The following is a 10046-nucleotide window of genomic DNA, read 5'->3' on the forward strand; positions in this document are numbered from 1 at the left end:
CTTTAAAGATGTAGATGCTACAAATAAAACAAATTTCGATATAGACGGCGGTACTGGTAAAGATACTCTAAGTATCGAAAGATTAAAAGCAAAAGAGAACAAATTTACCGTAAACAACATAGAAAAGGTAAATATACAAAAAGTATATACCGGTACGGCAAATGATACTGCAAGTATAGATTTTGCCGGTTCAGACGTAACGGCTCTTAACACTACAAAAACAAAGAGCAACCTAGTAGTTACAAACTCTACTATAAAAAGCGTTACGGTAGACAAGCCTGATCCGGAAAATACCGATGTAGCCTCTGGCCCTTACGGTAGAGTCGAGTTTAAAAACGGCTATTTGCAAGAGATCAATATAACAAACACAATCGATCCGCAAGACGTTAACGGTAACGCAATTATCAATCCTGTTACTCCTGGACTACGCAGTCAGGTTACTGCTTATGTAGCTGCAGATGAAAGCGAAAGAGTAACGGTAAACGTAGATAAAAACGTATATGCTCAAAAGATCGGCGGAGCCGGCGCTAGCGCTGCTTGGGTAGATACTAACAAAATGCACGCAAACGAAGGCATAGGCATCATAGCTCCAAAAGCTAAAGATATAACCGTAAATTTCAACTCTATCGGCACATATGGAAATAGCGTAGCTAACAATACGGGTATGAGCCTTACAAACATAGCTGTTCATGATTTATCTTCTACAGTTCCTATGCAGGCAAAGACTCTTGAAAAACTAACCGTAAATTCAAAGTCAAGCATCCTAAGTAATCTAGATGCAACGTTCTTTGAAAAGTTAAAAGTTTTCAATATCAACACTGATAACAACTTTGAAGCTTACAGCAATAAACAGTTTAACGATATCGAGCAGATCAACGCTAGAGGTCTTGCGTCAAATAACATTAAGACCGGTAATATTTATTTCATAGATAACGTGATCGGTGAAGGCACTACGGCAGCCGCTACGGCTACTCAGTCTATAGCTATCACTGCTGAGCACCTTAATTCGTTTAAAGCAAATAAAGGCGTATTTACGAAGGGTTCTATTGCTGTGCAATTAAACGATATCGCTGGCAACGTAGAGATTGTAAACGGTATAAACCCTATAGCTGCTACTGCAAACAACCCGACTCCCGGTTCTAATATGCAGAACTTTTTTACCAATACTTCTACGACTTACAACTTCCAATACGCAACAGCCGATAACTCTATCGTTACCGACGCTACATTTAGCGTAAACGGTAACAACATTACAAATCTTTTGATAGGTAATATATCCGCAAGAGATATAGAGATCAATCCAGGCAATGCAAGAGGTAACGTCAGCATCGCAAGCGGCGGTGGACAGTATACTAGCTCATCTTCATATACGAATTCGGTGGGTAAAATCGGTAACGACAAAACCATAAACAACACGATAGATATGTCTCAAATGGCAGGCTCATACAACATAGGCGAACTTTTTGGACAAAATATTAATTTCAAAGGAGCCGTATTTACCACTCCTACATATTATAGCGATCAGATAGATACCGGTTTGTATAGCGACCATTACAGCTGGAGCGGTCAAAATTACTCCACTCCTAATGCTATCAAGGTAAATTTCGGCGGAGCTAGAGCTAATCAAGACGTCGTAAACCTTAATGTTAAAGGCGTTCAAACCGGCGAAAAAACAGACGTATACGCTAAATTTGACGACGGTACGGCTTCTCCGGCGGATCTTAAAAAATTCGTCGCGCAAGGCGAGGATATCAACCTTATCGTAAATCCTAAATTTAACGCTGCGACTACTTCAAAACTAGAGACGATAGATCTAAGCGCAGTAAAAGCAGGATCTACTTCATGGTTGAATCTATCTGAAGTTGCGTATTCTACCGATACGACAAGCCAAATGGGCGGTACCAATAGCGGATATAGCACTTGGCATAACCAAGCCCTAAATCAAGGTTTCGGTAATGCAGGTCAATCAAACCTAAAAAATCCTCTTTCGGATAACTACAATACTCCTACAAGCTTTAAAGCTACTTCAACCTTACCTGATTTTGGCGCTAGAACAGGCGTTACGGGTAATGATGCTCCTAACTTTACCGGTACTAAGTGGACGCATAAAAATGTCGACGGTACGTCAGTGTCGCTAGGTAGACCGTCTACGGATCTAGTAAGAGAAAAGAGCGACCTAGGTACAAATGCTCATGCTATGCTTAAAGAGATCAAAGGTACGCAAGGTAACGACGTGGTATTGCTAGCTAACGATATGGCCGCAGCTAACGGCACCGGCAAACTAAACGTAGATCTAGGCGACGGAGACGATATCATCCACGTTGGTAAATTAGCGGCAAACACCGAGATCATCATCGACGGCGGCAAAGGACGCGATCTATTTGACGTAAGTAGAGCTAAAACAGATACTACGGTAAGTAAAATCGTTACTATCAAAAATATAGAAGCAGGCGATAAGATCAAGCTAGCGGATTATTTCGCACACGGCTACGATCCAAGAGATCCAAGCGGCGACAGCAAAGACTCTAACTGGGGCGCCGTAAAAGCATACGGTAGCGACAAAGTTCAATTCTATACAGGCAACCACCCTGATGCTAGCACTAGCGCCGCTGCGCACGGTCAGACCTTTGGTACTACCTTAAATACGGCTACGGCAAATAGCACTACTCCTCCGCTAACTATAACGGGAACCACTTCCGGTAATGCTACAAGCACGGTGTACGGCTACAATACTCCGACCGGAACGGCAGCTTTTGAGGAAAATCTCCAACAAGGAACCACTACCGGTCACTGGGGCGGCGACAGATATCAGTACAAGGCTAACCACGGCGACTTCGCTTGGCAAACGGGAAATGCTGCGGCTGCAGCGGCAGGCACCAATATCGCCATAGACGCAAGCGGTAATCGCGGCTTTAATAATGCTGTTAGTCCATTCTACGAGCCTGGTAAGGCGGCTGTAAAAGCTACGTTGTCTACGGATGCTAGTGTAGCTGCTGCGGATGCCGGACAAGCTCTACCTACCGGTTGGACGCAAGGAACTGCTACTGGCCTGGACCCTAACGGCTTAGCTTGGGCCACATGGTCGGTAACGCAAGTCGGCGGCGGCACTGTAAGCTACTATGCAAACAACGGTACCGCTACGCCTTTCACCGGCCTTACTATGATAAAGCAAGGAAATCTATTCTTTGATACGGCTAAGCATACTGAAGTGGCTGGAAGAATGTACTACAATACATATACCGACGTTAACCAGACTGCAGGCGGCGGAACTCAGCAAGGCACTCCAGTGGTAGGCACAAACGGTCAGGTAGTTATCCAAAACTCAGGCGTAGCAAGTACTAAATCAGCTCACACAACTGCTCCAACCGCTAATAACTTAATAAAGAGCGTAATCGTTCAAACGTCTACTAATAGCGATAAATATACCGGCGGCATAAGCGCTAACGATCAGAGCTTCTATGACGCTCACAACACTATTAAAGTAACGGTTAACTCTAAGCTTACCGATTTGAGTACGGTGGCCGGCCTAGATACCTTGATCCAGGCGGTAAACCATGCTATAGCAGACAATAGACTATGGGGTAACGATACTACACATTGGAGTGCAAATTATACGTATTTCAGCAAATTTGCAGATGCCAATAGTACTAACATGACCGGCGATAACATAGTTATGGGCTATACTAGATATATTAGCGCTAGCGGAAACTACGACGCTCACAACGATAGACTATATGCGTTCTCTTGGAAGGGCGATACGTATCTAGTTTACGATAAGCAAGCCGTAGCATATAACGGTAGCAATACCATAGGCGCTGAGGATACCATCGTAAGACTTGCGGGCGTAAACCTAGAAAACCTAAAATACTCTGTTGATCCTGAAAAAGGTACTATCACTATCGATAGTCTTGATCAGGCTTAATCTCCTTTCAGGCGGCTTATGCCGCCTGTTTTTTTTATATATAAATATTTTTCTCCGCATAATTTTATTTCATACTATTTTTATAAATCTTAATCTTTTTCAAATCAAATCGATAAAATAAACCGCAAATCGTAACTTTATTTAATTCATTTTTTAATTAAGATTATGCGATAACGTCGGTAAATTTGATCTCGTTCGCGTTTCTTGCAGTCGTCGGTAGAAGTCGTTTTCGGCTTTTGACGTATTTGCTTCGCCGTCCTTGTAGTTAAGGTATAGTCTTGGCTTAAAATTATACGTAATTCTAAAGTCGGCACCAAAATACTAGTAAACCCAGTTTTGTATCATAAGTCAAATTTAGCTTGCGATACTTTTAACTTGGAAATCGAATTTGCAAAAAGCAGCATCAAAAATAAATTTTGGCGGATAAATTTAATTTCTTATCGCCTTGTTTGAGTCAAATTTCGCTACAATCTTTTAAAATTTATCCAAGCAGGGAAGTTAAATTTGCAAAATACTCAAAAATCTAAAATCCGCTGCGACCGGGCGGAGAAAAGCGAGCTGGAGCGCGTATATCACGACGAGGAGTGGGGCAAGCTCATAAAAGACAATGCGAAATTTTTCGAGCTTATAATTTTGGAGGGCTTTCAGGCGGGCATATCGTGGCATGCCGTGCTACTTAAGCGCGAGGCGATGCGAGCGGCGTTTGATGGATTTGACGCGCGCAAAATTTCGCTCTACGGCGAGGAGCATACGGCGAAATTTATGCAAAATCCGGCACTAATAAGAAACCGCCTAAAGCTAAACTCGCTTGCCGCAAACGCCCGCGCATTCCTCGCCGTGGTGGGCGAATTCGGCAGCTTTTACGACTATCTTTGGGGCTATCTTTTGCCTAAATTTGATCCAAAATTTGACGGCAAGCCCATCGTAAATCACTATGAAAACATAAAACAAGTCCCCGCTACCACGCCGCTTGCAGAGTTTATCGCAAAAGAGATGAAAAAGCGCGGATTTAAATTTCTAGGACCCACGAGCGTCTATGCGTTTTTGCAAAGCGCGGGCGTCGTGGACGATCATCTGGATGCTTGCTTTTGCAAAGGAGGCAGATGATGCCCGCACGCAAGCGAGTTTTTAGCTACATTGAGGAGAAATTCGGCGCGCAGGACGAGCGGATATTTGACAAGCACCCGGAATTTGCCGTGTTTCGCCACGCGAAAAACCAAAAATGGTTCGCCGTTTTTATGCGCGCGGACGGCGGCAAGCTGGGGCTTAAAAGCGGCGATGCGCTAGAGATACTAAATCTAAAATGCAAGCCCGATCTAGCGGCGATCCTGCACGACGGGGAACAAATTTTGCCCGCCTATCATATGAATAAAAAGCACTGGATCAGCGTAAATTTAAGCTCCAAAATCGCGCCGGGGCAGGTGGAGGATCTGATAGATCTTAGCTTTGAGCTGACGCGGTAAAATGCCTAAAAGAGCCCGTTTTAGCTAAGCGCTTTTTCTGATTTTGGCGAACCCGGCTTGCTAGAAAGCGGCTAAATTTGGAGCTAAATTTAACGCAAACCCTTTGCGCCGAATTCGGGCGGTTAGTACCTTGCCGATTTTAAACGGCTAACTCGCGTAAATTTCGCCTTTTCAGCGTCTTGATATTTCATTTTCGCTAAAATCGGGCTAATAAATTTAAAGAAAAATCACGCGAACTTTAAGCGTAACGGCAAGCGGCGAGGCGCTAAAAGATATGCCGTTTGCGGGTAAAATAAGCCTAAGGCCGCAGACTTGGGCGCGGGATTTGGTATTTTAGGAACCAGCAAGGAAAACGAGTGGAAAACTTAAAACAAGGAAATTTTAACCAAGCAAGCGGGCTTCACCGTACGGTAGAAGCGGGCGGGGCGTCAAATCCCGGTCGCGAAAATTTAGCGCAGTCAAATTTAAGCGGACAAGCGACCCATGCCGACGAAAGAGCTCGCGCAAAAGAGCAAAACTTCGAGCGCAAAAAGGTCCATTTTATCGGTATAGGCGGTATCGGCATCTCGGCGATCGCGCGGTTTTTGCACGAAAAAGGCTTCATCATTAGCGGTAGCGACATCAAAGAAAGTCCGACCACGCGCGAGCTAGCCGCGCAGGGCATCGACGTCATCACGCCGCACAGCAAGGCCGCGATCAGGGATCAGGACTTCGTCATCTACTCTGCCGCGATAAAACCTGATAACGTCGAACTCGTCGAAGCGCGAAGTAAGGGCTTGCAGTGCCTATCGCGCAAAGAGGCTCTACCGATGGTGCTTGAAGGCAAGCGCGTGTTTTCGGTAGCGGGCGCGCACGGCAAAAGCACGACCTCGGCGATGCTCTCTAGCCTCGTGGAGGGCTCTGTCATCATCGGCGCGATCAGTAAGCAGTTTGGTTCAAATATGAAATACGAGCCCTGCGACAACGTCATCTTCGAGGCTGACGAGAGCGATAGTAGTTTTCTCAACTCAAACCCGTATCTAGCCGTCGTGACTAACGCCGAGCCCGAGCACATGGAGCACTACGGCTATGATTTGGAGAAATTTCACGCGGCGTATCGAGGCTTTTTGGAGCGAGCCAAGGTGCGTGTGATAAATGCCGAGGACGAGTTTTTGGGTACGCTAAAGCTCGACGCCGTGCGCCTTTATCCAAGCGTCGATATAACCGAGCTTAGCATGATCGTGCGTGATTTTGTGCCTTATACCGCGTTTAATCTTAAAAATTTAGGCAAATTTGAGGTGCTGGGCATGGGCGAGCACATCGCCGTGGACGCGTCGCTAGCCATACTTGCGGCGTTAAACGAAACGTCTCTGGCGCAAATTAGGCAAAATTTACTAAATTTTAAAGGTATCAAAAAGCGCTTCGACATCCTCACTGCGAGTAGAAAATTTGTGCTCATCGACGACTACGCGCACCATCCGACCGAGATCAAGGCCACTTTGCAATCGGTCTTTGAATACGCCAAGCTACTGGGCATCACTAAGATTACGGCGATCTTTCAGCCGCACAGATTTACGCGTCTGAGCGCAAATTTGCAGGGCTTTAAAGAGTGCTTTGAGGGCATAGACGAGCTAGTTATCCTGCCTGTTTACGCCGCTGGCGAGGCGTCCATAGATATAAATTTAAAAGAGGAGTTTAAACGCTACAACCCAGTGATGACGCAAAAAGTCGCGCGCGAGGGCGATGGGATTGCTTTTACGGACGAGTTTGGCGTAAAAAACCTACTCGATGACGGTCTAGTGATCGGCTTTGGCGCGGGCGACATCACATATCAGCTAAGAGGCGACGCATGAGGGTCATAATCGTACTTTTAGGCGTGCTTGCCGCGATCGCGATATTTAGCGTGAGCGACGAGAAGCTAAGCAAAAAGGCGAAATTTATCATCACTTTTTCGGTTATTTTTGTCGCGGCGGCGCTGTATTTTTACGAGACAAGGCTAGAAAGCGAGCAGGGCAAAAGGCTGGAGCTAGTCGCACTTTTTAACCAAGGCAAAACCCTAAAATGCGGAAATTTCGACGTAAATAACACTAAATTTAACTACGAGTTCGGCACGTCATCCTTCGTCGCAAAACGCGCGGCAAAGGAGCTAAACAGCGTCAAGATCGCGCTTGATGGCTGCGAATTTAAAGGCGAATAATTGCGAATTTTTAAAGATAATCAAAATTTGACTAAAAGCGGCGTTTGGGAAGCAAGCGGATGCGAAAATATCGGCTCGCGCGAGCAAAGAAACGGCGATGTCTTTGACGCTGCGGCGCACCGAGATCAAAAAGAATTTACAAACGCGGAAGGCTTTGAGCGGCTTATAAAAATTTTAGATTTGCAAAGCTATATGGAGAGGTTTAACTCCTTTTTAGCGCGCCCTAAGCCGCTTTTTATGGCGGGCGACAGTAGGTTGCATTATGAAAAAATTTTAGAACTCTCGCAAAAGCAGTTTGACCCTCCAGCACCGGCTCAAAACCTAGACGACGCGCTTATGCGCCTGAGCAAACAAGCCACGCTGCATGTGAGCGAGATTTTCGAGTTTGCCAAGATAATTAGCTACTTTACCTATCTAAAAACGCTTAAATTTGAGGGCAAACTGGGCGAGTGGCTCGCTAAAATCGAGATCCCGCAGCCGATGCTAAAGCTCGCAAACTCATTTGATAAAAACGGCGAGCTAAAAGACGAAGTGGACGAGCGCCTAAGCGGTATCAGAGACGCCTTTAGCGCCAAAAGAGCGCAAATAGACGCCGATCTGCGCCGTCTCATCTACTCAAAATCCATCACGCCATACCTCGTCGATACGCAGGTGCACTACATCAGCTCGGTCGAGGCGCTGCTCGTGCGAGGCGGGTTTAACCACGTGCTAAAGGGCACGGTCGTGGCTAGAAGCTCGGGCGGCTACTTCTACGTCGCACCCGAAAACATACAAAAACTCAAAAAAGAGCAAAGTGAGCTGCTGGATAAAAAAGAGGAAATCGTCTACGAGCACTGCAAAATTTTTAGCTCCGCGATGCACAAGGGCCTCCTGTTTTTAAAATTTATAAACGGCGCGTTTGACGTGTTTGACGCCTATTGCGCGCGTGTTTTTACTGCTAAAAGCGCAGATTTTGAGTTCGTGCTACCAAGCGGCGGGTCAAATTTAAAACTAGCAAATTTCGCCCACCCCGCGCTAAAAAATCCAAAAAGTATCAGCATCGACTTTAGTAAAAAGGTGCTTTTAATCACCGGCGTAAACGCGGGCGGTAAATCGATGCTGCTAAAATCGCTGGTAGCGGCTGCGTTTCTAGCTAAATACCTACTGCCGATGCGTATAAACGCGCAAAAATCGCAGATCGGAAATTTCAAGGAATTTGACGCCATTATCGAGGATCCGCAAAACGTGAAAAACGACATCTCGACCTTTGCGGGACGTATGGTGCATTTTTCTAAGCTTTTTACGAAGAAAAATTTGCTCATCGGAGTCGATGAGATCGAGCTTGGAACGGACTTTGAGGAGGCGGCGAGCCTATACGGCGTTATGATCGAGCGGCTGATGGGTCAGGATATCAAGATGATCATCACCACCCACCACAAGCGCCTTGCTATGCTGCTAGCTAAAAACCCAGACGTCGAGCTCGTCGCCGCGCTTTACGACGAGGAAAACTCGCGGCCTAAATTTGAGTTTTTAAAGGGTACGATCGGCAAATCATACGCCTTTGAGACCGCAGCTAGATACGGCATCGCGGCAAATTTGGTCGCGCAGGCGAAGAAAATCTACGGCGAAGACAAAGAAAATCTAAACGAAATCATCACAAAGACGTTAAATTTAGAGGTGCAGCTCAAAGAAAAGCTCGAAAGCGCCGAGAAAAAAGAGCAAAAGCTAGACTCGTTAATCGAAAATTTAAAAGAGCAAAAAGAGCGCGCCGAGGCCGAGCAGCACGAGGTTATAACGCGGCTGGAGCGAGAGTATTTTAAGGCGATAAACGAGGCTAGACGCGCGATAAATCTAGACGATACCAAAGAAAAACAGCGCGCCCTAAACCGCGCAAACGAGGCTAAACGCGCTGTGCAAAAGCCCGAAATCTCCGCCCCGCCCGAGCTAAAAGTCGGCGACCGCGTAAAATACGGCAAGATAAAAGGCGTCGTGGCAAGCCTTAGCAAAAATGACGCCGTGATACAAACGGATAACGTGAGTATGCGCGTGCCGATAAATCAGCTAAAAATCAGCGGCGAAACGCCCGCACCGCCTAAGAAATCAGGCATAAATCTAAGCGTGCAAAAGCCGCAAAACGCTAGCGTCACGCTCGATCTACATGGACTGCGCGCGGACGAGGCGGTGCAAAAGCTCGATAAATTTATCTCAGATAGCCTAGTGATGGGCTTTGACGAGGTGCAGGTGTATCACGGCATCGGCACGGGCAAGCTCGCCTACGCGGTCAAAAACTTCTTGCGTGAGCATCCGAGCGTGAAAGAGTTTTTTGATGCGCCGGCGGGGCAGGGGGGATTTGGAGCACAGATAGTAAGGCTGTAAATTTGCCTTGCTACGGCTTGTCTTTTTCCTTTATACTTCGTTGGAAACTCGGTCGGCTTCGGTCACGGACGACTGGTCCGCTCCCTTGCCTCCGTCGTTTCCGCCTCGTCTAGAACAAAAATCCTACGCC

At 46.3% G+C, this 10046-nt stretch carries 6 protein-coding genes; all 6 read left to right on the forward strand.

All coding sequences use genetic code 11. The annotated features are described in order from the left end of the window. A partial coding sequence (locus Q0200_RS05120) for a surface layer protein SapB11 (RefSeq protein ID WP_297938577.1) occupies positions 1-3922 on the forward strand: 3922 nt, incomplete at its 5' end. A 504-nt stretch (positions 3923-4426) separates the two neighbouring features. Beyond that, the gene (locus tag Q0200_RS05125) at positions 4427-5029 is read left to right on the forward strand and encodes a DNA-3-methyladenine glycosylase I (RefSeq protein WP_297938579.1); all 603 of its coding nucleotides are present in this window, start codon (positions 4427-4429) and stop codon (positions 5027-5029) included. Further along, positions 5026-5385 carry an MmcQ/YjbR family DNA-binding protein gene (locus Q0200_RS05130; protein WP_297938582.1) on the forward strand — a complete coding sequence of 120 codons (360 nt, stop codon included), beginning with the start codon at positions 5026-5028 and terminating at the stop codon, positions 5383-5385. The genes Q0200_RS05125 and Q0200_RS05130 overlap by 4 nt, the downstream gene beginning before the upstream one ends. Before the next feature lie 356 nt (positions 5386-5741). Then, a complete protein-coding gene (gene murC / locus Q0200_RS05135) occupies positions 5742-7217 on the forward strand; it encodes a UDP-N-acetylmuramate--L-alanine ligase (RefSeq protein WP_297938584.1) in 1476 nt (491 codons plus the stop codon). Next, positions 7214-7561: a hypothetical protein gene (locus Q0200_RS05140; protein ID WP_009493428.1), complete on the forward strand. Its 348-nt coding sequence runs from the start codon at positions 7214-7216 to the stop codon at positions 7559-7561. Before murC ends, Q0200_RS05140 begins: the two co-directional genes overlap by 4 nt. Then, entirely contained in the window at positions 7562-9916 is a 2355-nt protein-coding gene (locus tag Q0200_RS05145) for an endonuclease MutS2 (protein ID WP_297938587.1), read from the forward strand. Positions 9917-10046: the final 130 nt, after the last annotated feature.

Origin of the sequence: uncultured Campylobacter sp. (assembly GCF_938045225.1) — a bacterium.
Classification (GTDB): domain Bacteria; phylum Campylobacterota; class Campylobacteria; order Campylobacterales; family Campylobacteraceae; genus Campylobacter_A.